Annotated in this window: 22 protein-coding genes and 3 pseudogenes; 20 read left to right on the top strand and 5 right to left on the bottom strand. The window is 35.8% G+C overall.

The window, feature by feature from the left end; translation table 11 throughout:
* Window positions 1–70: 70 nt before the first annotated feature.
* From ABH966_RS19175 to ABH966_RS19185, 3 genes are all read left to right on the top strand, one after another.
* The gene (locus ABH966_RS19175) at window positions 71–910 is read left to right on the top strand and encodes a D-alanyl-D-alanine carboxypeptidase family protein (protein WP_370081164.1); all 840 of its coding nucleotides are present in this window, start codon (window positions 71–73) and stop codon (window positions 908–910) included.
* Between the two features lie 107 nt (window positions 911–1,017).
* On the top strand, window positions 1,018–1,191 hold the full coding sequence (locus tag ABH966_RS19180) for a hypothetical protein (RefSeq protein WP_370081166.1): 174 nt from the start codon (window positions 1,018–1,020) through the stop codon (window positions 1,189–1,191).
* A gap of 182 nt (window positions 1,192–1,373) precedes the next feature.
* A complete protein-coding gene (locus tag ABH966_RS19185; RefSeq protein WP_370081168.1) occupies window positions 1,374–2,639 on the top strand; it encodes a polysaccharide deacetylase family protein in 1,266 nt (421 codons plus the stop codon).
* Window positions 2,640–2,699: 60 nt separating this feature from the next.
* On the opposite strand, the gene gltS is transcribed toward ABH966_RS19185, so the two are convergent.
* Both gltS and hutG read right to left on the bottom strand, forming a co-directional pair.
* Window positions 2,700–3,884 carry a sodium/glutamate symporter gene (gltS, locus tag ABH966_RS19190; RefSeq protein ID WP_370081170.1) on the bottom strand — a complete coding sequence of 395 codons (1,185 nt, stop codon included), beginning with the start codon at window positions 3,882–3,884 and terminating at the stop codon, window positions 2,700–2,702.
* Window positions 3,885–3,889: 5 nt separating this feature from the next.
* Window positions 3,890–4,846: a formimidoylglutamase gene (hutG, locus tag ABH966_RS19195; RefSeq protein WP_370081172.1), complete on the bottom strand. Its 957-nt coding sequence runs from the start codon at window positions 4,844–4,846 to the stop codon at window positions 3,890–3,892.
* Window positions 4,847–4,985: 139 nt separating this feature from the next.
* On the opposite strand from hutG, the gene ABH966_RS19200 reads away from it, so the two are divergent.
* The 14 genes from ABH966_RS19200 (at window position 4,986) to ABH966_RS19265 (ending at window position 17,196) form a co-directional block, all read left to right on the top strand.
* On the top strand, window positions 4,986–5,873 hold the full coding sequence (locus tag ABH966_RS19200) for a LysR family transcriptional regulator (protein ID WP_370081174.1): 888 nt from the start codon (window positions 4,986–4,988) through the stop codon (window positions 5,871–5,873).
* Between the two features lie 119 nt (window positions 5,874–5,992).
* Window positions 5,993–6,370, top strand: coding sequence for a hypothetical protein (locus ABH966_RS19205; RefSeq protein ID WP_370081176.1), 378 nt, complete (start codon window positions 5,993–5,995; stop codon window positions 6,368–6,370).
* Between the two features lie 628 nt (window positions 6,371–6,998).
* The gene (locus tag ABH966_RS19210; RefSeq protein WP_370081178.1) at window positions 6,999–8,234 is read left to right on the top strand and encodes an acyl-CoA dehydrogenase family protein; all 1,236 of its coding nucleotides are present in this window, start codon (window positions 6,999–7,001) and stop codon (window positions 8,232–8,234) included.
* Window positions 8,231–9,007, top strand: coding sequence for an SDR family oxidoreductase (locus tag ABH966_RS19215; protein WP_370081180.1), 777 nt, complete (start codon window positions 8,231–8,233; stop codon window positions 9,005–9,007). Before ABH966_RS19210 ends, ABH966_RS19215 begins: the two co-directional genes overlap by 4 nt.
* Window positions 9,008–9,019: 12 nt before the next feature.
* The gene (locus ABH966_RS19220) at window positions 9,020–10,063 is read left to right on the top strand and encodes a phosphotransferase family protein (RefSeq protein WP_370081182.1); all 1,044 of its coding nucleotides are present in this window, start codon (window positions 9,020–9,022) and stop codon (window positions 10,061–10,063) included.
* A 466-nt stretch (window positions 10,064–10,529) separates the two neighbouring features.
* Entirely contained in the window at window positions 10,530–10,919 is a 390-nt protein-coding gene (locus tag ABH966_RS19225) for a GntR family transcriptional regulator (RefSeq protein WP_370081184.1), read from the top strand.
* Complete coding sequence (locus ABH966_RS19230) at window positions 10,916–11,605, top strand: ABC transporter ATP-binding protein (protein ID WP_370081186.1); 690 nt, start codon at window positions 10,916–10,918, stop codon at window positions 11,603–11,605. The genes ABH966_RS19225 and ABH966_RS19230 overlap by 4 nt, the downstream gene beginning before the upstream one ends.
* Window positions 11,602–12,429, top strand: coding sequence for a hypothetical protein (locus ABH966_RS19235; protein WP_370081188.1), 828 nt, complete (start codon window positions 11,602–11,604; stop codon window positions 12,427–12,429). The genes ABH966_RS19230 and ABH966_RS19235 overlap by 4 nt, the downstream gene beginning before the upstream one ends.
* Before the next feature lie 12 nt (window positions 12,430–12,441).
* On the top strand, window positions 12,442–13,623 hold the full coding sequence (locus tag ABH966_RS19240) for a hypothetical protein (protein ID WP_370081190.1): 1,182 nt from the start codon (window positions 12,442–12,444) through the stop codon (window positions 13,621–13,623).
* Window positions 13,624–14,214: 591 nt separating this feature from the next.
* Complete coding sequence (locus tag ABH966_RS19245; protein ID WP_370081192.1) at window positions 14,215–14,604, top strand: VOC family protein; 390 nt, start codon at window positions 14,215–14,217, stop codon at window positions 14,602–14,604.
* Window positions 14,605–14,760: 156 nt separating this feature from the next.
* The gene (locus ABH966_RS19250) at window positions 14,761–15,147 is read left to right on the top strand and encodes a DUF5071 domain-containing protein (protein ID WP_370081194.1); all 387 of its coding nucleotides are present in this window, start codon (window positions 14,761–14,763) and stop codon (window positions 15,145–15,147) included.
* 257 nt (window positions 15,148–15,404) lie between these two features.
* Window positions 15,405–16,274 (top strand): alpha/beta fold hydrolase, encoded by an 870-nt coding sequence (locus ABH966_RS19255; RefSeq protein ID WP_370081196.1) that lies wholly within the window; start codon window positions 15,405–15,407, stop codon window positions 16,272–16,274.
* A 103-nt stretch (window positions 16,275–16,377) separates the two neighbouring features.
* Window positions 16,378–16,857: an alpha/beta hydrolase family protein gene (locus ABH966_RS19260; RefSeq protein ID WP_370081198.1), complete on the top strand. Its 480-nt coding sequence runs from the start codon at window positions 16,378–16,380 to the stop codon at window positions 16,855–16,857.
* Window positions 16,858–16,953: 96 nt separating this feature from the next.
* Window positions 16,954–17,196 (top strand): alpha/beta hydrolase, encoded by a 243-nt coding sequence (locus ABH966_RS19265; RefSeq protein ID WP_370081200.1) that lies wholly within the window; start codon window positions 16,954–16,956, stop codon window positions 17,194–17,196.
* 651 nt (window positions 17,197–17,847) lie between these two features.
* Here ABH966_RS19265 and ABH966_RS19270 read toward each other — a convergent pair.
* Window positions 17,848–18,332: pseudogene (locus ABH966_RS19270) on the bottom strand (tetratricopeptide repeat protein).
* A 335-nt stretch (window positions 18,333–18,667) separates the two neighbouring features.
* Here ABH966_RS19270 and ABH966_RS19275 point away from each other — a divergent pair.
* Entirely contained in the window at window positions 18,668–19,513 is an 846-nt protein-coding gene (locus ABH966_RS19275; RefSeq protein WP_370081202.1) for an alpha/beta fold hydrolase, read from the top strand.
* A gap of 259 nt (window positions 19,514–19,772) precedes the next feature.
* On the opposite strand, the gene ABH966_RS19280 is transcribed toward ABH966_RS19275, so the two are convergent.
* Complete coding sequence (locus ABH966_RS19280; protein ID WP_370081204.1) at window positions 19,773–19,946, bottom strand: Fe3+ hydroxamate ABC transporter substrate-binding protein; 174 nt, start codon at window positions 19,944–19,946, stop codon at window positions 19,773–19,775.
* A 137-nt stretch (window positions 19,947–20,083) separates the two neighbouring features.
* Window positions 20,084–20,509 (bottom strand): ribosomal maturation YjgA family protein, encoded by a 426-nt coding sequence (locus ABH966_RS19285; protein ID WP_370081206.1) that lies wholly within the window; start codon window positions 20,507–20,509, stop codon window positions 20,084–20,086.
* Between the two features lie 157 nt (window positions 20,510–20,666).
* On the opposite strand from ABH966_RS19285, the pseudogene istA reads away from it, so the two are divergent.
* Together istA and ABH966_RS19295 are read left to right on the top strand one after the other, a co-directional pair.
* Window positions 20,667–21,948: pseudogene (istA, locus tag ABH966_RS19290) on the top strand (IS21 family transposase).
* A gap of 8 nt (window positions 21,949–21,956) precedes the next feature.
* Window positions 21,957–22,409: pseudogene (locus ABH966_RS19295) on the top strand (ATP-binding protein); the annotation flags it as partial.
* Window positions 22,410–22,504 lie beyond the last annotated feature (95 nt).

Below are 22,504 nucleotides of genomic sequence, written 5' to 3' on the forward strand. Positions count from 1 at the left end.
TTTCTTCATAAATTTCCTACAGGAATATTCATAAATGCCTCCTATTATAATGTGTGGGGGGCGTTTTTTTATGAAAAAATTTGTCTTATTTTGTTTTATATGTGCGGTTGCATTCTTTTTTTATTATACGAACAACACAATAACGGAACAAACGCCAATAGAGTTACCTTCGTTGCATAGTAAAAATGCTTTGTTGCTGAATGAAAAAGGAGATGTATTATTCGAAAAAAATGCAGATGACATTATTTATCCTGCATCATTAACGAAAATTATGACAGCGATTGTTGCTATTGAAATGAGTACGGATCTGCAGAAGCAAACAATCGTTACACCACAAACGATTTCTAAATTTACTGTTCAAAATGCTTCCATGGCGGGCTTTAAGGCAGGAGATTTTGTAACGATAGAAGATTTATTATATGGCACACTGCTTGCCTCTGGGGCGGATGCTACAGGAACACTTGCGGATGCGATGGCAGGTAGTGAAGAAGCATTTGTGACATTAATGAATAATAAAGCGCATGAATTAGGGATGAATGATACCCATTTTGTCAATGCCAGTGGATTACATGATCCCGCCCATGTCTCCAGTGTCCGTGATATAAGTAAGCTATTTCATTATGCCATTAAAAATCCTACCTTTTATCAAATTTTGACTTCGAAAAGTTATATGACTCATGTCCCAAATGAATTAACGATAACAAGCTCACTATTAGCTAAAATACCAGGTGGGGAAGGTACAATATTGGGCGGGAAAACGGGCTATACACCTGAAGCGGGTCTTTGCTTAGCCTCGATTATCGAAAAAGATGGTAAACAATATATTTTCGTGACGACGAATGCGAATGGGCAGGCTTGGACACCACCATTCCATATTGAAGATGCTCTTACAGCGTACGGTGCGCTGTAAGAGGAAAAAATATGAAAAAAATAATAACTTTTTTATCGTTTCAATCGTCATATCTATAGGGTGCACTGCACAAGTACCTGAAAAAGGCGTCTTGGGGCCTTTGACAAATGAAAGTTGGCAAAATAGCTAAAACAGTATTCATGCTTGGGAATACAATCGATCATTTTCATTTAAGAGGGGAGGTACTACATGCCAATTGTTTTCATCATCTATTGCCAGCGCTACCACGGGGGATTTTTGATGAAGAAAAGGAGGAAATTATTTTAGAAAATTATCAGTAAACAAATTGATAACCGTTCATCCTAAAAAATGTGTAATTCAGAAATTATAAATCAGAAAAACTAGTTGATTCCTACTATTTCCTGGGATAATTTATTATTCTATAATTAAAGTCGAATCCTATACTTTTATGGAAAAAACATATGAGAAAAGACATCTGTGATGAAAAGGGCGGTGACGAACGATGAAAAAACTTTTACCCTATGCTATTATTTTGACTTTTTTAATCAGTTTTGTGTTTGTGGGTAATACTTCTGCAAATGCTGAGGGTACACCAGTTATTCAATCAGTAGCTAATGACACAACAGTTTATGTAGAACCTTCCGTAGAAAGTGCCGTAATCGGTCAAATAGTGAAGGGTAGTTATGTAACAGCTACACCAGTAAGTGAGGGATGGACTCGAATTAAAGCGCAACAGCTAGAGGGATATGTAGAAACGGCAGCATTAGTAAGCCTTACATCCGAAAAATATGTAGTGACGAAAAAAGATGGAACAACATTATTTACATACCCTAGTCCAAGTGCACAAAAAGCCGGACAGATTTACGAAAATAGTATGGTCTTTGTATATGGATCGGCACCTGGAGGTTGGTCATTTGTCCAACATGGTCATCAAACAGGTTATGTAGCAACAAATTCTTTAAAGAAACCTGTTGCGACAAAAAAACGAGTAAATGCTACTAATGGCGCTGTGCTTCGTTTAACTGCTAGCCCAAGTGGCGAGGTTCTCGGTACAATTGCCAATAAAACAGTCGTTCAGCAATATACAACGCTAGCAGGCTGGGCCTATGTAGAAGCAGGTGAACAAAAGGGCTATGTGAAAGCTTCAGAGCTAGCAAATATCCAAATAACTGATAACAAAGTATACAATAAAGGTGTACCAGTAGCGAAAGGGGCAAATAAGCGTGTGGCTTTAACATTTGATGATGGGCCAGATGCAAAAGTTACCCCACAAGTTTTAGCGATTTTAAAGAAATATGATGCAAAGGCTACATTTTTTATGGTTGGGCAAAATGTCTCTAAAAATTCAGCAGTCGTAAAGCAAATTTATGAGGCTGGCCATGAAATAGGCAATCATACATGGGACCATGCAAAGTTAACAGCCTTATCGACAGCGAATGTTAAACAAGAGGTTGATCGAACTAACAATGCAATTAATGCAGCGATTGGTCAGTATCCAACGGTTTTCCGTCCACCATATGGTGCAACGAATGATAAAGTTCGTTCTGTCATGACGATGCCTTCTATTCTATGGTCAATCGATACACTAGATTGGAAGCATCGCAATGCTGATAAAATATTAACGTATGTGAAAGCATCGGTGAAAGATGGCAGCATTATTTTAATGCATGATATTCATCAAACGACAGCAAATGGTTTGGAGAACGTAATTCTTTACTTGCAAAAACAAGGCTACGAATTTGTAACTGTTAGTGAAATATTACAATAATCAATAAGTCAAAAAATAAGCCGTGCAATTGTCATTATTAGACAGTTGCACGGCTCATTATTATTTAAATAGATTGATCGTCGTTATAATAATGGGAATACCGAAAACATCGATTAAAAACGCTCCTACAATGGGTACTACAAGAAATGCTTTTTTAGATGGACCGAAGCGTTGGACAACTGCTGACATATTGGCCATTGCATTTGGCGTTGCCCCTAAACCGTGACCAGCAAAACCGGCAACCATAACCGCCGCATCGTAATTCTTTCCAAGAATCTTAAACAATACAAAGATACTAAATAAGACAATGAAGAATACTTGGGCGAAAACAATGATGAATAGTGGTAGTGCTAAATCAGCAATTTCCCATAATTTAATACTCATGAGCGCCATTGAAAGGAAAACACCTAAAGTCACATCGCCGATTAAAGAAATGCTCTTCATGTTAATCGCTTCAGGTTTTATTTTATCCATAATATTGCGCACTAGTACAGCTACAAACATTGAACCAACATAGCCAGGTAGTACGAAACCTGTAGCTTCTGAGAATAATGTTCCAACATATGTACCTACAGCCATACAGAACGTAATTAATAATACTTGTGTAAAGAATGAATCGGATGTAATTTGTTCATGTTTATTTTCAAAATCAATTTCTTCCGTTTCTTGTTCATTTGGCGTTAAATTATATTTACCAACTAAGTACTTTACAATCGGACCACCGATTAAGCCACCAGCCACTAAACCACATGTAGCTGCAGCCGCACCGATTGTCATGGCTGATGAAATACCTAAGTCTTCTAATGTTTGTCCAAATGCTGCAGCGGCACCATGGCCACCTTCCATAGAAACAGCACCAGCCATCATACCGATTAATGGATGAATCCCCATTAGCGATGCAAGAGATACACCAATAACATTTTGCATTAATGCTAGGAAACCACAAGCCAACCAATAAATAATTAATAGTTTTCCACCAAGCTTCACAAGTTTAAAGCTTGCTCCTAAACCAATTGTTGTGAAGAAAGTAATCATAAATAAGCTTTGTAATGACGTATCAAGCGAAATTTCTAATACGCCTGTTGTTTTTAGAATAGTGGTCAATGCGGCGAATAGTAAGCCACCAACAACAGGTGCTGGTATACAAAAACGCTTTAAAAAACCGATTTTATTGATGAGCCAGCCGCCCAATGCGAATAGTGCAACTGCTAGAAATACTGTTGTAATTTGATTAATTTCGATCATGAACCTTATCTCCTAAGTAAGTGATTTAGTGCTTCGTAAACAAAATAAGCACCTAGTTTAACTGTGCGCCCATTCTCATCCAGAGAAGGATTTACCTCACAAATATCAAAAGAATGTGTATTTGGATGTGAAGTGACTTGTTGAAGTATCGTGCGTACAGTTTTTGGATCTAGTCCAAATGGTGATGGAGCACTAACACCCGGTGCAAAAGCAGCATTTAGTACATCCATACAGAGCGTTAAGAGAATATAATCATGATTATCCATATATTGCTGAAGATCATGCATGATTTGTGCTTTATTTTCTGGCGTCATATTTTCTTCTAACACATAGTTCACATGCAACTCATCGGCTTTATCAAATAGTTCTTTTGTATTGCCGAAAGGTTGTATGCCTAAAACAAAGTAATCGGCATGTGGATCCTGCTCTAAAATCTGACGGAACATTGTGCCAGACGATGGTTGCTCATCGTATGGTCGTAAATCGAAATGAGCATCTATATTGACGATCCCGATTTTCGCATCTTTAGGTAACGCTGCACGAACGCCTAAATAATGTCCGTATAATGTTTCATGTCCACCGCCAAGCACGACACATTGTATTTTTTTATTTAGCAATGTTTTGACAATTTCACCGAGCTCATGCTGTGCCTCTTCTAAAGCGTGATTAAGACAAAGAACGTTACCAACATCTATAATTTGCTGTTCATCATTAAATGTCCAAGGTAAGCTAGATAATGATTCACGTAGAGCATTTGGTGCACTTGCTGCCCCTACACGTCCCTGATTACGACGTACACCTTCATCACATATAAAGCCCACAATACCGGCATGCTGATTATCTGAAGCGCTTACATCATTAATAGGAATTCTTTTCACTTTTTGATGTAAACGGAAACTACTCGTATTAGTAGTTGAATCTATACGGCCTTTCCACTGTTTTTGATCTGTCATTGTATACATATCTTCATCAACCCCATTTCCAATATTATTCTAGTGAAAATATTGTTATGAATAAATTATATATTCACATAATTATTATTTCTAATATATAATTAATATTAATCTATAGCTTAAAACTATAAATGAGGAGGATGTTGTTGTGGATTTTAAACAATTACAATATTTTTTAGCAGTTGTGGAGCAAATGAATTTCTCGAAGGCAGCTGAAAAACTGCATATTTCTCAGCCTTCTCTAAGTAATGCTATTAAAAAATTAGAGCAAGAAATTGGCTCACCTTTACTTGAAAGGAATACAAGAAATCTTCAATTAACAGAAGCAGGCGAGCTTTTATATGAACGAGCAAACGTTATATTGAAAAACATGGAAGTTTTAAAAATAGAAATGGATGAGGTAATTGTACGTGGCACAAGTGAAATAACGATAGGCGTGATGGAATCGATTAAGCATTGGCTCCCAAAAGTCATTACAGAGTATAAAAAAGAATATCCAGAAATGATGATTCATCTAGTAGATATTTTAGGGAGTAAGCGTGTTGAAAAATCGCTTAAAAGCTATAAAACACATTTAATTATTACAAATCAAATAATGGATGATGAAGAGCTCGAAGTTCACTGCTTATATGAAGAGCGACTTGTAGCCGTTTTACCATTAAATCACCCATTAGCGAAGAAAGAGAAGCTGACGATCGCAGATTTAAGTGAAGAGCCTTTTATTATTAGTACAGAAGGCTTTCAAACGAGACATGACATTTTAGATGCATTTGAAAAGGCTGGAAAAAACATTAATATCCAATTTGAAATTGAACGCTTTGAGACGGCTGTATCTCTCGTTCGTGAAAATTTAGGGATTACCATTTTACCAGAAAACTATTTAAAAGGTCCTACAGCTAAAACTATTGTACAAAAGGAAGTAGATTGCCCCAATTTACGGCGAAATGTTTATGTAGTGTATTTAAAAAATCGCCATTTACCTTTGGCTATTCGTGAATTGCTTACTGATATTATGAAGAAAGGCAAAACACTTTAGACTATAGAAAGCTTAAACGACAACTGTTGAAAAAAAGCAATCATATTCTTGGAGTATGTTAAAGATTTGGCTGTCCAAGTTTTCTACGTAAATTATCAATATACAAGAGAGGGGACAATATGAGAAAAATAGTAATTGGTATTTTAATAGTTTGTTTATACTGTTTTCCTTTTGTTTATTTTTCGATGTACCAAGATTTTACTAACCGATCAATGCTCGGCTATTTAATGATGATTGTAATGACTTCACTTTTTGCTTTTTGGGAGAATTTTCCATGTAATTCAATTCCTTTTATTATCGGTAATATTGTATCGGCAGTTAGTTCCTTTTACTTTATCGGTAGGATGGAGGACACGTTAGGGATAGGATGGGATGGTGGTTATTTTAAACCCTTATCGCCTTCTCAACTAGTAGTAATTGTGAGTGTCTTAAATTTAATACCTCAGTTTTTCGCTATGAAGTTAGCTAAAGGACACAAAAATAAAGTTAAAGATTAAATTAATTGAGATGAGTGACTTCTTTGAAATAGAAGTTACTCTTTTTTTATGTTTCTTTACGTAATTTACCAATTTTAATGAATGGTTTATCACTCAAAATTGTAGATGATGTTTGTTAAAACGTATACCATTTATAAAAGTTGATTGGAGTGGAGACTGGGCGACTCCTCGGGGATTAGCGTCACAGATGAGCCCCTGCAGCGAAGCGAAGCGGCTCATCGGACGCCCCCAGGAAGCTCTGCTCTGTGCGAAAGCGAAGCAACAGCAATTGTTTTATCTGTGCGAAAGCGTAGCGACAGCAACAACAAATGTTTTCTGTAGCGAAAGCAAAGCGGCAGCTACAAAGCGCCCAGCCGGAACGGAAATCAACTACACGTTATGTAAGACGCTATTCTGATTTGAAGATACATATTATGGCAAAATAGTGTTTTGACTTGTATTTTTTTATCGTAATGAGATTTTCTATACGCTGAAAACACTGTCTTGAGTATGAATTTTCTCTATAATTCAAATTTTTGTTTAATAGACATTGATTTACAAGAAATATAGCGGTAACATTTAATGTAAGAATAAAAATGAATATTCATTCATTTATCATTTTGATGTTCAAATAAAGGGGGGCTTTTTTATGAATTTTTCTTATAGTGAAAAAGTAGTAAAACTACAAGAGAAGCTGACAAATTTTATGGAGCAATACATTTATCCAAATGAGGCAGTGTTTGCTGCACAGGTAGAAGCAATGGAAGATCGTTGGGGAGCGATCCCACCAATTATGGAGGAATTAAAGCGCAAGGCAAAAGAAGCGGGCCTATGGAATTTATTTTTGCCAGAAAGCGAATATGGTGCAGGTTTGACGAATTTAGAATATGCACCTTTATGTGAAATTATGGGACGCTCTTTACTTGCTCCTGAAGTGTTTAATTGCAATGCGCCAGATACAGGAAATATGGAGGTGCTTGTGCGTTACGGCTCAGAACAGCAGAAGAAGCAGTGGCTAGAACCGTTATTACGTGGAGAAATACGTTCCTGCTTTGCAATGACTGAGCCTGCAGTTGCGTCTAGTGATGCAACAAACATCGAGGCAAGTATTGAACGGGATGGCGATTATTATATTTTAAATGGACATAAGTGGTGGACGACAGGAGCCGGTGATCCTCGTTGTAAAATCGCTATTTTTATGGGGAAACATAAGGATTCTACAGCACCGATCCATGAGCAACAGTCGATGATTTTAGTGCCGATGGATACACCAGGAGTGAAAATAGAGCGTATGCTTACGGCATTTGGCTATGATCACGCACCAGAAGGACACGGTGAGGTGACGTTTACTAATGTTCGAGTACCAGTTGAAAATATTTTGTGGGGAGAAGGAAAAGGCTTCGCGATTGCGCAAGGTCGTTTAGGGCCGGGTCGTATCCATCATTGTATGCGCCTTATTGGAGCTGCTGAACGTGCATTAGAGGAAATGTGCGTGCGTGTTCAGGAGCGACATGCTTTCCATCGACCACTCGCAGACCAAGGTGTGATGCGTGAGCGTATTGCGGAGTCCCGTATCGATATTGAGCAGGCAAGACTCTTAACGCTAAAGGCAGCGTACATGATGGACACAGTAGGAAATAAAGAAGCGAAGGCAGAAATTGCGATGATTAAAGTAGTGGCGCCAAATATGGCATTGCGAGTTATTGACCGAGCAATTCAAGCATTCGGTGCTGCTGGGGTAGGACCTGATACGACGCTTGCGGCACAGTGGGCAAATTCCCGAACATTACGTTTAGCGGATGGACCGGATGAAGTGCATCGTAACACGGTTGCCAAGCTGGAGCTGAAAAAGCATGCTAAAAAACAAGAGGAGCTGGTGAAATGACGGTACTAGACTTATTTAGCTTAAAGGGGAAAACTGCCATCGTAACAGGGGGAGGACGCGGTCTTGGAGCTCAAATTGCACAAGGCTTTGCTGAAGCAGGCGCTAACATTGTACTGTGCTCAAGAAAGGTCGAGGCATGCGAAGAGGTAGCCGCAGAATTAGCTGAATTAGGTGTACAAACATTAGCTCTTGCCTGTGATGTGACAAAGCCAGAGGATATAGCGAACGTAGTGTCAAAAACGCTTGAATCATTCGGCCAAATTGATATTTTAGTCAATAACAGTGGTGCGTCTTGGGGTACTCCAGCTGTTGAAATGCCGTATGAGGCTTGGCAAAAAGTCTTCGATGTTAACGTCAATGGCACATTTTTAATGAGCCAAGCTGTTGGCAAAATAATGCTAGAACAAAAGAGCGGAAAAATTATTAATATCGCCTCGGTTGCAGGGCTAGGTGGTACATTACCTGATTTCATGGATACAATTGGCTATAACGCAAGTAAAGGTGCAGTCATCACACTAACAAAAGACTTAGCTGTAAAATGGGGACCATATGGCGTCAATGTAAATGCGATTGCCCCAGGATTTTTCCCAACCAAAATGTCAAAAGTCTTAATTGAGCGTGGACAAGATTATTTAATGGGAGTGACGCCGTTAAAACGTTTAGGAACTGAAAATGACCTAAAAGGCGTTGCATTATTTTTGGCCGCGGCTGCCTCAGATTATATAACGGGGGATGTCATAGTTGTTGATGGCGGCATGAGCTCGATCATATAAGGGAGGGGTACAATGGATACGATACAAGTAAGGGCAAGTGAACGTATTGATGAAGTGAAATTACATTCATTTTTAAAGAGTCAATTTCCGGAGTTACCAGAGGGGAAGCTAGAAATTTCACAGTTTAGTGCTGGACATTCAAATTTGACTTATTGCCTAAAAGTAGGCGAATTTGAAGTTGTTCTTCGTCGACCTCCACATGGACCAGTTGCTAAAAAAGCGCATGACATGAAACGAGAGTTTACGATTTTATCAGCATTACATCCATTTTTAGCTGCTGTACCAAAACCTTATGTATACGTTGAAGATCGAGAGATTATCGGTAGTGATTTCTTTTTAATGGAACGTAAAAAGGGTATCGTACTTGATACTCATTTTCCACCTGGAACCGAAAATACAGAGGATTTAGGACGGCTCATTTCAGAAAAGATGGTTGATTCACTTGTTGCTCTTCATGCAATACCCTATAAGGAAACGAAGCTACAGGATATGGTGAAGCCAGACGGATTTATGGAACGACAAGTACATGGCTGGATTGAGCGCTATGATAAAGCGAAAACGGCAGAGCATGCTGAAGTAGCGGTATTGACAAAGTGGTTAAAGGATCATGTACCTTCTAATCATGAAGCAACCATTATTCATTATGACTACAAGCTTAATAACGCAATGTTTACAAGCGATTACTCTGAGATGATTGGTCTTTTTGATTTGGAGATGACAACTGTGGGGGACCCATTAGCAGATTTAGGCGTGGCCATGAGCTACTGGATGCATGCAGATGACCCAAAAATGTTACTATACGCATTTGGTGAACCACCAATAACGACTTTACCAGGGTTTTATACACGTCAGGAATTCATAAACCGATATGCAGAGAAAAGCGGGCGTGATGTTTCAGCCATCGATTATTATATTACATTTGCCTACTTTAAATTAGCAGTAATATGTCAGCAAATCTATTATCGATATGTGAATGGTCAAACAAAAGACGATCGTTTTGCACAAATGGACAAAATGGTAGCTGCACTAATTCATCAGGCTTCCAAGGCATTATAAACTATGGTATAAATGACGGTTGCTTGTAAAGCAGCCGTTATTTCACGTTATTAAATACTTTTCTGTCAATGAAATTAAGTGTCAAATTTATATAAGGTAAATTAATACTTTTTTTCTGTAAAAAATGTGCATGCATGGGTTAGGAGCATGCAGCTCATTCGAACGTGGAAAGTACTTTTACAACTGGTTGTTTTTTTGAACATGGATATTTATTTCCATGGATTTGATTGACATAAAAAGTGTATTAAGCATATAATACATTACGAAGAGTGTATTGTGTGCTTAATACACTTTTACATTTTTTTGAGAATGGTGTATTAAGCTGTTAATACACCGAGGCCGATTAGCGGGTAATGGCTAAATAATAAATCGGGTAGTTCTTTAAAAGTACTTAGCGCACAAATATGTTCAATCTGTATTAGGTGCTTAATACACGAAAAATATAATTCTCTGGGAGTTGAGTTAATTGACTGTAAAGTTTAATAATCGGGATCCAGTTTATGTCCAGGTTATCCGACATTTTAAAGAGCAAATCGCCCAGGGTTATTTTGAACCTGGTCAGGAGATTCCATCAAGAAGAGAACTAGCCAACCAGCTGAAGATTAACCCAAATACTGCACAACGAGCTTATAAGGAAATGGAGGAACAAGGATTGATTTTTACTGAGGGAAATATGCCTAGCTGCATTACTAAAGATGAAGCGGTCCTTAAAAGCGTCCGTGAGGAATTGATTATTGAAGCGGTTGACTTATTTTTAGGTTCTATTAAATCCATCAATGTACCGTTATCCGAAGTGCTGGAACTAGTTAAGAAAAAGCATGATGCCGAAAGTGGAGAAGCGGAGGAATCGAAATGATCGAAGTAAAAAATGTCATGAAAAAATACGGCAGGAAACAGGTATTAAAAGGACTTTCTTTTACTGCTGAAAAAGGAGAAATTACTTGTTTAATCGGTATAAACGGCGTAGGAAAGACGACAATCATGAAAGCTATTATGGCGCTCACTCCTATTAATAGCGGTGAAATTTTGATTGATGGAGAAAAAATCCGGAAAGAAAGCTTTGAAAAAGTTACCTTTATTCCAGATACGATTACGATGTTGCCGCAAATGAAAATTTGTGATGCCTTTGCGTTCATGGCCGATTTTTATAAAAACTGGGATCCTCAAAGAGCAGAAGAGTTGCTGCAATTTTTTAAACTAGACCCTACTGAACGGATTGCCAATTTATCAAAGGGGAATATGGCTAAAGTCAATATGATATTAGGTTTGGCACTGAATGTGGATTACTTACTGATGGATGAACCATTTTCTGGTATTGATATTTTCTCCCGTGAACAGATTGCCGAAGTGTTTACAAGCCACTTAATTGAAGATCGTGGTGTGATTATCACAACCCATGAAATTAGTGATATTGAACACTTGATTGATAGAGCAGTGCTTATTGATAACGGTGAAGTATTAAAGGAGTTTAGCGTAGAGGAAGTACGTGAAAAGGAAGGGAAATCAGTCGTTGATGTCATGAGAGAGGTGTATTGTGGATGAAAAACTTTTTCAAACTTCTTAATTTCGAAGTAAATCGAATTTTTAAATTGTACCTAACTTTAATAGGATTGATAATTGTCAGTCAGTTCATTGGGGCGATTGTCGTGTCGAAAGTATATATGAATGACGCAGATCAGGTGATGTATAAAAATCAACTATCAATGAGCCAATATATTAAGGAATACGGGGTTTCTCCTTTTCATCGTTTCATTGAATCTGGTTGGTTTATGATGCCAATCTTTTTTAGCATCGCCATGTTGATGATTTATGTTTTCTTTATTTGGTATCGAGATTGGTTTGGAAAAAATACGTTTATTTACAGATTATTAATGTTGCCAACTGAAAGAATTAGTATTTATCTCGCAAAATTGACGACTGTTATGTTGTTGGTACTTGGTTTGGTTACTTTGCAAATATTGTTAATCCCGATCGAAATACAAATTTTTAATAGTATTATACCAACAGATTTACAATCGCATTTTTCATTTTATGATATTTATAGTTTAAGAATGTGGGGCTGGCTGTATCCGAAAACCTTGACAGAATTTATCCTGATTTATGGAGTCGGGCTTATCTTTGTAACAGTTCTATTCACTGCCATTTTAATTGAACGAAGTTACGGTTTAAAAGGCATTTTTTTCGCAATCATTTATGGAATGCTTTCGTTCGGAGTCCTTTTTGTACCAATACTAGTGAATGAATTTGATAGTGGCTATTTTTACGCACTTGAGGTCTTTCTAATGGAACTGGTAATGAGCGTCATCGTATTAAGCAGTGCCATTTGGATCGCAAATCATTTGCTAAAATATAAAATCAGGGTCTAGGGGGGAATGACAATGAAAAAATATTGGAAAACGATATTGATTAGTTTAATCATCGTGACGACAATCGGTTCTTACTATATTCAACAGGCAATGGCAAAGGGTGTATCCTTTAAAATCGAAACAACTAGCGGAAATAAGGGAGAAATCGACAATCTTATTCTTCAAGCGAGTTATCAGAGTGGTGATATTATTCGAGGGTTGCATATATCAAAGAATGGTTCGACTAATCAGAGCAGGTCTTTCATTGGAGAGTTGATAGGACGAAATAACCCTTTGATGTTTCAAAAATATATTGAAGAACACCGTAGTTTTATGCGTGGAAAAGAATTAAATCCTGGTCAGTATTTTGAAGACGAAGACCGTTTGATTTACACCACTTTTCAAAGTAATGGTCGAAAAGAGGGCCGAGGAAATTTGTTCACTCTTCAAATCGACACACTTGATAAACATACAAATGACAGTTCTTCATTTGAAATCAATATGCCTGACCAAGTGAGATATGACTGGATTAATGAGAGAGATGTCTATGTAGAAAATGGAAAAATAAAGATTTTAGGAACTAGCTATCTCAATGGTGATGAAGAGCTGCATATATATACGATTGATGAAAACAAAAAGGAATTAGAGCAGGACTCAATACTTGCAAAATTAGCGTCAGAAGAGAGATTCCAGGCCAGCATCAATATATTTAATGACAATAATAAAGTACAAAATGAAAATTATCTCTTATATATGGTTGAAAATTACAAATACCTAGATGATGATAAGCCTGAAACGATTTCTAGTAAAATGTATCTTTATAACTATCTCAATAATGAAGTGAAGGAATGGACAATTCCAGCCGAATTAGAACCATATAAGGAGTCTATGATTCTTCATGGAACAGATATATTCATTCCTGTTCGCTCAGCCAATGGTTTAGAGCTGTACCGTTATAATATAGAAAAGAAACAGTGGGAAGAGCCTTTAAACTTAAAATATCCAAGCATTGAAAATGATGAAGAAAAACCTTTTTTACAGGTTACAGATGGTAAACTATATTTAGTCGATCGTGTTTTTGACGGTCATTTCCTCTTTATCGGTGATTTACGTACAGGTGAATCATTATATGAAGGTAAAATCATCATCGAAAACAAAGAAAATCTAGATGCAGATTACTCAATAATTATCGGGCAATTATATAACATTAGTTAAAGAACATAAAATTTAGAATGAAGATGGTGTTTAACTTCTTTCAGCACTTGTTTAATGTTAACGTAAGTGAAACGGCAGTTACAGAAATCTCCCACCTCTATAGGTGGTGAGATAAATGCGAATTTAAGTTACTTTTCAGCGGGTGTCCAAACACCTACCTGTACCTGTCGCTACGCTTTCGGTACAAAAGACACCTGTACCTGTCGCTACATTTTCGGTACAAAAGACAACTGCTGAAATAGAGGAACTTGGTCTTAGAACGCCACGTCCTGTGGCATTACCGAAATGACCGACATCGTGTCGGCCCTCATGAAGTATGGGAATTGGCTAACTGACCTGGAACTTCTACTTGTAGGAAATTTTTAACTTTTTTCAGGAGTTGTGAAATCTTATTCATTAGGTAATTGAACTAACTAGCTAATGGCTTGTGAAACTTGTTCTTAAACTTTTGGAATGCTTTACTTGAAGAATATTGAGTTGCTTAGGCAGCTCTTTTTTTATTGGACTAACTGTGCAATTTAGTTTAATAAGAAGGATTGCTTCTTACTTTATAGAATACATGTAATATGTATTTTTTTAGGAGGTAAATAGATGATTTTTGAAATAACCAATCAAGTTCGTGTAACTGATTTTAACGAAGGGTATAAGTGGTATGAAGCATTACTAAGCAAAAAAGCTGATTTCATACCACACGACGGATTTGCCGAATGGGAAATAATCCCTGGTTGCTGGTTGCAAGTTGCTGAAGGAATACCATCAGAGGAAAGTGGGCCTTTACGTTTAGGGGTAACTGATATAGTAGCTGAAAGAGATCGACTAGTTAAAGAGTTGGAAATTGACGAATTTGAGATATACTCCCGTGAAGAAGTTTCTGCAAAATGGGGAACTTTCACTGACCCTTGGGGGAATCGACTTGGACTATTTGAGTATTTGGATAAGAAAGAAGAAAATGACCGTATAAAAACAATTATGGGAGTTTAAATATTTTGCTTGTTGTACTAACGGAGGCAAAAGTTTAAGATCAAGCTACCGAAGTCAAAGGTAGCTTTTCTTATTGACTAACGGCGCGGATTAATTTAATAAAGACCGATATGATAAATAGATTTCCATCTATAAAAATCAAAGGGAGGGATTCATATGGAAAACTTTGAAGATCTATTGCCAAGACATAAATTTGATAATGATAGAGTAGAAATGATTAAAAAAATGGATAGAGTTAAAATATTGCCTTTACTTCCTAACCTCCTTGAATGGATTCAAGATATGAATTGGCCAGTGGCACCAAGCGTATTAGAATTACTTTTAACTTTTCCAGAAGATATTGTTCCACATGTGCAAGATGTTTTATCTTCAGATGATGATAACTGGAAGTGGTTTATTTTACATTTTTTAGTTACAGAATTACCAGTAGAGTCAAGAGTTCAGTTTAGAGAGTATTTAACTAGAGTGGCTGAAACACCTACACATAATGAACTCGCAGAAGAACTTGATGAAATCGCAAAAGAGATTTTGGAAACAATCTAAAAAATACCCCTTATTAACTAAGGTAAGAGCAATTTTATAAAGGAAAGATAGATAGTGTAAAAAGGTTTTAAGATGATATGCTTCAATTCTCTTTTCTGATTCATATGATTCCCACGCTTTTGATATTTAATAAAATATATTCTTCCGAAAATATTGTTTATAGAGGAATTATTTCCAATTTACTAGAAAGAGTATACATAGAAAAATAAATACTTCACTAACGGAGCAGGATAGTTTAATAAGAAAGGGAGATAACAGTGGGATATTGGGAAAGGGAGTTACTTAATACGTCACGAGGCACCTTCGAAATATTTATCAAGGGAGAAGGGGAACCACTTTGTATAACCCATCATTACTCTGTATTTAATCAGACAGGAGATTATTTTGCAGAGACATTTACAAAAACAAACAAAGTATTTTTAGTAAATTTAAGAGAGACAGGACATTCAGAAAAAGCAATAGAGCCTTATCAACTGAGTATGTTGGAATCAATATTCGATTTAGAAGCTATACGTGAAAAATTAGGTTTTGTAAAATGGGGATTCGCAGGGCATTCAACTGGAGGTATGTTAGGAATAATTTACGGAATATATTTTTCAAATAGCGTAGATTTCAATGTAATTGTTGGAGCAGCTGCAAGAGAATATATGACATTTTCAAAAGATTGTATTTATAATCCTGAACACCCTAAATTCAACAGAATGCAAGAACTGATTGAAATCTTAAAACACCCAGATTTACTAACAGAAAAAAGAAATAAACTAAAAACTGAAAGGACAAAGCTATCTTTATTTGAGCCTGATAAGTATGATGAACTTTTTTCTCAAAGTATTAGTAAGGAAATATCTGCAATTCGTTTGAACTTTTTCAGTCGAGAATTGCAAGTATATGATGTGTCGAAAAAATTAGGATTTATATTAACACCAACTTTAATAATAGGTGGTAAATATGATGTACAGTGTCCAGTAATATATTCTATTGAAATGAATGATGAAATACCGAACTCAAAATTAGTTATTTTTGAAAGAAGTAACCATTATCCATTCTTAGAAGAATCAGAGCGATTTATGGAGGAATATAAGTTATTTATAAAGGAACAAAATTTTCTAACGGGGCAGTTTTCTTGAAGAGGAACATATAGCAAAGAATAAATATGCGAGAAAGGAGTGAGTTTAAATGGACAATATTAATTATAGCAGTAAATAGAATAATTATAGAGAGGTATCACCATTGACAAAAATATTAATGGAAGATCGCATAGTGAATAACATACCGATTTTAAGTATTTATCAAAATGAATTAAAGAAATGCCCATTAATCTTTTTTCTTCATGGATACGGAGGAGACCGTGAGCAAGCATTAGATTTTGGATATATGCTTGCTAAAAAAGGGTTTTATTATGTTAGTATCGATTGCAAAGACCATGGTATGAGGAAAATGAACACCGAAACTAACAAATTTTCTAAAGTATTTCCACCAGATACTGGTCTTGATTCTTATGTTCATATGCATGAAGTAATAGAACAGTCCGCATTCGATATACAAAGTCTCATTGAATATTTTAAAAGTAGAGATGAGATTGATAAGAATAAAATAGGAATATCAGGTTTATCTATGGGAGGATATGCAACATTTTATATCGCAGCTAATAACCCTAATATAAAAGTTGCGATTCCAATAGCTGGAAAGCCATCTTTTTCAAAAGCATGAAAAGATAGTATCCTATCAACAGGTACTTATGAACAATGGAGAGAACCGATTCAGAATGCAGCGAAAGAAATAGCAAAAAGAACAGAGTATTTCCGAATGATAGATCCATATGAAAAGTTAAGTAGTTTTTCACCAAAACCATTACTAATAATCAATGGCGATCAAGATACTGATTCACTATTTACTTATTCATTAGAGCTCTATGAAAAGTTGTTACCATTGTACGCTGAACAGCCAGAAAATCTTCGACTCAGCATGCCTTTTGTAGATCACCAATTTAATTATTATATGAAGCTTGAAGCTTGCAATTGGTTTGAAAAGCATCTTGGTATCCATTAATAGGATACTTTTTTGACAAATCTTATTGTGCTAACAGGGGCTTTCGTGCAATAAGGATTTCAAAAATAATCAAGCTTTAAGAAGTTAATCTACAAAATCCAAATAAGAGCATGTTTTGATCAATCTTTTTTCAAAACATGCTCTTTAGATTTGTTCTTATATTGAGATAAATCGTATTAATTTAACCAAACTTATTTTAAAGCTAGAACTAGGTTGATTTTCCGTTCGACTGACGCTTTTCTGGGAGCGGTCGATCGACGCTGATCCATAAGGAGTAGCTCAGTCTATACTCCAATTTAAGGACTGACCAATTTGTTTTTCATCTCTGTAAAAAAACAACAGATTATCCGACGTTATATATTATATTTTAAGACAAATTCTCGCACCCCAATTTATTATCATAACAAAATATACCCGTTAAGAAAATCAAGAGAGAGGGAATGCATGTTCTTATTTTATCATAGATTCTTTCAAAATGAAATTTTCACAGCATAAATAGCTTGCACTATATAAGGTCATTTCAATGAAAACTTTTTTTACTATCTTGAATTTATCGAGAAACACAAAGTAATATAGTTTAATAGGGTTTTAGGTCTATTTAGTAATATGAAAAGATCAGGTTCATAAACAGGAGCCTGATCTTTTATTGTGTTATTCCCAAGTTTGATCTAGCTTATTACTGTAGAACTTAATGGCTTTGCTATAATCTTTTATTCCTTCATGATGAGTAGTGTGAATTACTGTATTTAATAAAGTTTCCATAGCCTTTGAATGTTCACTAAGATTATAGAGAGTCATCGCATAAAAAACCTTTACATGTTCGGCTTCTGGAAACTCACTTAGAGCTTGTTCAAAAATACGTTTCGACTGTTCATATTGCCCTAATGTACGATAGGTGCTACCTAATCCTAAATAAGCTCTACTAAAAATTCTGGCTTAAGCCCTAATTGAATCGCTTTTTCATAGTGGGGGACAGCCTTTTGTTCTTTTCCTAATGAATCATATGTCCAGGCACATTGAAATTGGTAGTATCCATTTTCAGGCTCTTCATTAACTAGAGCTACCATTAATTGATTCGCTTCTTCCAATCGACCATTCTCTCTTAATGTAATGATGTGTTGTAATCGTTTATCCATTGTCTTGTATCCTCTATCTTTCTATTTTTTCTAATATTTAATAATTTTAAACTTTTGAATTAATATTGTATACTTGATTTAAATTTTAAAAATTTTACTTTTCTATATTATCAGGCATATTGAATAGAAAAATATTGAGTTATGATTATGTACGAAATCGACAACAACGAAGCGGCTCAGCGCTCGTTTTTCAATTAATAAAATAATAATGGGGTGAATTAGAATGCTTGAGCGTTCTATGGAGAAAACACGGGAATGTAAAAAAGAAAGGGAGTGATTGAAAGAAGAGCATAATATGAAGCTCTTCTATATAAAAAGAAAAGAGGACGATTATTATGAATAATTATCAAAGCATCTTAAGTGAAGGATTTAATTTAAAATATTGTGTGAAGGGACAAGGTAAGCCGATATTGGTAGTGGGTAGCAGTGTATATTATCCACGCTTGTTCTCGGAAAATTTATATAAACATTTTCAATTTATCTTCTTAGATCATAGAGGTTTTGTAAAGCCTCCTCATTCTTTAATGAAAGAAGATTATACTTTGGATAAAATTGTTGAGGATATCGAAACAGCAAGACAATGGCTAAAGCTTGAGGATTTCATTATTTTAGGACATTCTGGGCACGCATTTATGGCTTTGGCATATGCCGAAAAATATCCTCAATATGTTCAGAAGGTTATTTTATTAAATTCAGCGCCGACAAACAGTCAAGAGAGACAGCAGCAAAGTTTTTCATTTTTTAATGAAACTGCCAGCGCCCAGCGTAAAAAGCAATTTGAGCATGATATTGCCTTCTTAGAGAATGATATTCACAATGATCCTGAAAGACGATTTGTGCATATGTGTATCCGCATGGGAGCGCATAGCTTTTATGATTATACGTTCGATGCTGCTTATATGTGGGATGGCGTCTATACAAATATGGAAGTGATCGATTACCTTTGGGGTGTAGCTTTTGCTGAACGAAATTTAATCCAATCTTTAGCTCACATTGATAAGCCTATATTTGTAGGGTTAGGAAGGTATGATTATTTAGTAGCTCCTGTTTCGCTCTGGGGTGTAATGGATGATTCATATGAAAATGTGAAGAAGGTCATTTTTGAAAAAAGTGGCCATAACCCAATGTTTGAAGAACCGGATATTTTTGATAGGGAATTAATCAACTGGATTAATGAATAGCATGATGACCATTATTCATATGGCATTGTAATAAAGATTGATCATGTAAAATAAGGTTCCATTAATTGATAACACTAAAATGAAAAATCGCTAGAGAATTAATAAAATTCCCGAGCGATTTTTCATTTAATTGTTTATGGCAGTTTTCTCGAAGATTGTTGATGTTAAAACAAAACGGCAGATTTAATCTACAAAACTTGTTGAATAAATTCTATCTTTATATATTTTGTGAATCAAAATTTAACTAAAGCACAATATCTTAATTATTAATTTTCGTTGAACACTCTTTACAGATAAACTTTCCTTCGAGATTTAAATAAGCTTTGATCTCAGTAAATCCTTTTCGTTTCGGATATCGAATTTGGACAAATATTTCTTCATCATGCTTGATTTTATTACTACACTTCATACATTTTGGAATTATTAGTACCATCATATTACCTCCTATATTTGAATACTGCTAAACTCCTCTACTCAATACGGTTGAAAAAAATAAAAGTTCATTCCTGATTATTAAAGAAACCTGCCCCTTTAGTTGAATAGCAACAATCTTTTCGAAAACATCCTTATTTAACCTCGAAGGGAGAACTTAAGTGTCACCTTATCTATTACAGTAGCTATTATAATACCCACTGTATATCGAACCAAATCCTCTACAAGAAAACCTTTCCCAAGTATCAAAGCCCCGAGTGTTGTCCCACGAATCTGATTAATCCAGTCTTCCTGATACAATTGGCTAAATTCAATGCCAAAGCTAAACAAAAAACTGAGCCAAATGGCTGTGAGGGTGCTCTTACGCACTAGCAACAATCGAAATCCGAAATAGACCATCATAGCCCATAGCATGTCCCCAGCGTTCTGCGCCACAAATGACGGAAGTAGAAGACTCCATTTTCTAGAAGATAGACCTAATATGATAGTGATAACAACAGCTATCAAATAGCCAATTCGCATGCTACGGTAGTGCAAGTTGATAGATTTATGCTCATTAGTCATTAGAATCACTCTTTCGGCATGTTGATATTAATACATTATGATTCATTATCTCATAAATAGTGTCAGCTACAAATGCTAATTTAAATATGTACATTCCTGCTTGAATAAAGATGTACAAAAATGCTCTTCCATTTCATACTAATACTGAGGTGTTAGTATGCATATTCAATTAGAGATTGAGACAGATTTTAAAATTAATAGTCTTTCAGATTTAGCAAATTTTAAACAAGTAATGGAGCATTTAAACATGAAGATTAATAAAAGTAGATTAGCAAGGGATATAGGCGTAGATCGACGAACAATCGATAAATATCTAAATGGCTTTATACCAAAAACAAAGCGTAATAAGCCATCTAAAATTGATGAGTTCTATCCGATTATTGCCAGCCTTTTATCAGAAGATTCTAAGCAGGTATTTTATTATCGACGTAATCTTTTAGTATTTAAAAGACAACCATGGTTTAGAGTGTGGGCAATCTACATTCCGTACCTATATTGCCAATACGCCAGAATTTAAGGCTTACTTTGAGAAAGCTGAGCGTGTATCTTCTTTGAATGGCGGTATCCGTTATGAAACACGTATGGCCAAACAAGCACAGTTGGATTGGAAAGAAAGTATTCTTTATGAAACAAGTGATGGTGAACAGGTAGAGATTAATGTAGCCGTGTTAGTGCTAAGCTACTCTCGTATGCGGTTCTTCTATATGAGTATTTCTAAATCGCAGGCAGTTTTATTTTCTTTCTTAACCGACACGTTTGAAAAAATGGGTGGTGTACCAGAAGAACTCATCACTGACAATATGAAAACCGTGATGGATGAAGCACGAACAGAACATTTTGCAGGAAAAGTGAATGCGAAGTTTGCGCACTTTGCGAGAGATTTTGGATTTAACGTGAAGCCTTGTGTAACAGGTCGTCCACAAACAAAAGGAAAAGTGGAGACAACGATGAAGTTTTTGGATGAGATCCATGCCTATCAAGGAAAGTTTAACATAACTGAATTACACGCCTATATTGAAAAATTGTGTAATCGTATCAATCATGAAATTCATCAAGGAACGAATAAAATTCCGATTTTAGAATTCCAAAAAGAAAAGAATCACTTACTCCAGCTACCAACTGAACGAGTAAGAGATTCTTATCGAATCAACCATACGCTTGTGAAAGTCAATGCATCCAGCATGATTTCCTACAAGTCCAATCAATACTCCGTACCACCGGGGTATCAAGGCAAAAAAGTAGGGCTACAAGTGTACGATAATCAATTATGGATTTATTATAACATGGAACTAATCGCGCAACACAAAATAAGTGAAGCAAAACTAAATTATCAAGAGGCACATTATCGTGAAATGATAACAAAGGCCATGCCCGAATACCCTGATATTAACGATTTAGCAAAACGGAATTTAGCAGCGATTGGAGAAATGTATAAATGAATTCAATAATGAGTACAAATTATCAGCAACTACAGCAAAACTTAGCGTATTTAAAATTAAAGCAAATGGGCATCCATTTGAATGAAGTCATCGATTTTAGCATTAAAAATGAGCTTTCTTTTATCGATACACTTATTAAATTGACAAACTATGAAATCGATGTACGTGAGCAAAATATGATTCATGCGATGGTGAAAGTCGCTGCATTTCCACATTTAAAGGAAATAAAGGATTTTAATTTTGATTTCCAGCCAAGTATTAACCAGCAACAAATACTCGATTTTCAAAGCCTTCGTTTTATCGAAGAAAATGAGAACATTGTATTCCTTGGTCCAAGTGGTGTCGGCAAGACCCATCTGGCCACAGCAATTGGCATTACTGCAGCTAAAAAGCGAACAAGTACCTATTTTATTAAGTGCCATGACTTAATTCAGAATCTGAAAAAAGCCCGTTTAGAAAACTAAAATGTACCCTATAAGATAGACACTTAAAAAAAGTCTCTCTTATAGGGTACTTTTATTTATAATGAACATAACAACTAGATGGAGCAGAACTT

It is taken from the genome of Lysinibacillus sp. RC46 (assembly GCF_041262385.1).
In the GTDB taxonomy this organism is placed as follows: domain Bacteria; phylum Bacillota; class Bacilli; order Bacillales_A; family Planococcaceae; genus Lysinibacillus.

Excerpts from the sequence above, each read along its gene's own strand:
- ABH966_RS19175 (WP_370081164.1), top strand. The coding sequence starts at position 71 with ATGAAAAAATTTGTCTTATTTTGTTTTATATGTGCGGTTGCATTCTTT.
- ABH966_RS19180 (WP_370081166.1), top strand. The coding sequence starts at position 1,018 with ATGAAAGTTGGCAAAATAGCTAAAACAGTATTCATGCTTGGGAATACA.
- ABH966_RS19185 (WP_370081168.1), top strand. The coding sequence starts at position 1,374 with ATGAAAAAACTTTTACCCTATGCTATTATTTTGACTTTTTTAATCAGT.
- gltS (WP_370081170.1), bottom strand. The coding sequence starts at position 3,884 with ATGATCGAAATTAATCAAATTACAACAGTATTTCTAGCAGTTGCACTA.
- hutG (WP_370081172.1), bottom strand. The coding sequence starts at position 4,846 with ATGTATACAATGACAGATCAAAAACAGTGGAAAGGCCGTATAGATTCA.
- ABH966_RS19205 (WP_370081176.1), top strand. The coding sequence starts at position 5,993 with ATGAGAAAAATAGTAATTGGTATTTTAATAGTTTGTTTATACTGTTTT.
- ABH966_RS19210 (WP_370081178.1), top strand. The coding sequence starts at position 6,999 with ATGAATTTTTCTTATAGTGAAAAAGTAGTAAAACTACAAGAGAAGCTG.
- ABH966_RS19215 (WP_370081180.1), top strand. The coding sequence starts at position 8,231 with ATGACGGTACTAGACTTATTTAGCTTAAAGGGGAAAACTGCCATCGTA.
- ABH966_RS19220 (WP_370081182.1), top strand. The coding sequence starts at position 9,020 with ATGGATACGATACAAGTAAGGGCAAGTGAACGTATTGATGAAGTGAAA.
- ABH966_RS19230 (WP_370081186.1), top strand. The coding sequence starts at position 10,916 with ATGATCGAAGTAAAAAATGTCATGAAAAAATACGGCAGGAAACAGGTA.
- ABH966_RS19235 (WP_370081188.1), top strand. The coding sequence starts at position 11,602 with ATGAAAAACTTTTTCAAACTTCTTAATTTCGAAGTAAATCGAATTTTT.
- ABH966_RS19240 (WP_370081190.1), top strand. The coding sequence starts at position 12,442 with ATGAAAAAATATTGGAAAACGATATTGATTAGTTTAATCATCGTGACG.
- ABH966_RS19245 (WP_370081192.1), top strand. The coding sequence starts at position 14,215 with ATGATTTTTGAAATAACCAATCAAGTTCGTGTAACTGATTTTAACGAA.
- ABH966_RS19250 (WP_370081194.1), top strand. The coding sequence starts at position 14,761 with ATGGAAAACTTTGAAGATCTATTGCCAAGACATAAATTTGATAATGAT.
- ABH966_RS19265 (WP_370081200.1), top strand. The coding sequence starts at position 16,954 with ATGATAGATCCATATGAAAAGTTAAGTAGTTTTTCACCAAAACCATTA.
- ABH966_RS19275 (WP_370081202.1), top strand. The coding sequence starts at position 18,668 with ATGAATAATTATCAAAGCATCTTAAGTGAAGGATTTAATTTAAAATAT.
- ABH966_RS19280 (WP_370081204.1), bottom strand. The coding sequence starts at position 19,946 with ATGGTACTAATAATTCCAAAATGTATGAAGTGTAGTAATAAAATCAAG.
- ABH966_RS19285 (WP_370081206.1), bottom strand. The coding sequence starts at position 20,509 with ATGACTAATGAGCATAAATCTATCAACTTGCACTACCGTAGCATGCGA.